Origin of the sequence: Bartonella sp. AA83SXKL, from assembly GCF_042196965.1 — a bacterium.
Classification (GTDB): Bacteria; Pseudomonadota; Alphaproteobacteria; order Rhizobiales; family Rhizobiaceae; genus Bartonella.
In genome coordinates this window covers 1-532 of the sequence record NZ_JBHIRG010000348.1, presented here as the reverse complement: position 1 = coordinate 532, position 532 = coordinate 1, and the positions used below count along the sequence as shown (strand labels likewise).

Genomic DNA, 532 nt, shown 5'->3' with positions numbered 1-532 from the left:
AAACCACCTTCAAAACCAGAAAGTTTAGGTGATAAATCTTTACTCAATGGTACAGTTTTGTCTTTACCAACAATACTTAGATCAGTTTTACTCGAAAAACCACCCGCTTGTATTCCTGCATAAAAACCTGTCCACGTAAAAGTAGGTGCTGTAATAACCGGCGAAGCAGCTAATACTGATTGACGAGGAATTCCCACATCAGCTGCATGCGCTGTTGAAGCTGCAATCAAAGCCCAAATAGATACTGTTATTAAACGTTTCGTATTCATAAAATATCTCCAAATATCCAAAACGATATATATATAGAGAGATAACTTTAAAATATCTGTAGTAAAAATGCCACAGTCACAAAAAAATAGAGGATTTGTTAAAAAAAGGGCTGCTTATACTTTTCTACTCAATGAAAACTTGTAAGCGAAACCAACATGCAAAATCATGTTATCAATCATTGCAAGGTCAAATTCCCCATCAAGGATATAGCCATCTATCTTCTTCTTATAAGATAAGGAATATGCACAACTGCTATAGATTT

The 532-nt window shown here is 34.6% G+C and carries 1 pseudogene; it reads right to left on the bottom strand.

Features of this window, described 5'->3' with window-relative positions:
* Nucleotides 1-269 (bottom strand): annotated as a pseudogene (locus ACFINO_RS11565) (porin family protein); the annotation flags it as partial.
* Nucleotides 270-532: the final 263 nt, after the last annotated feature.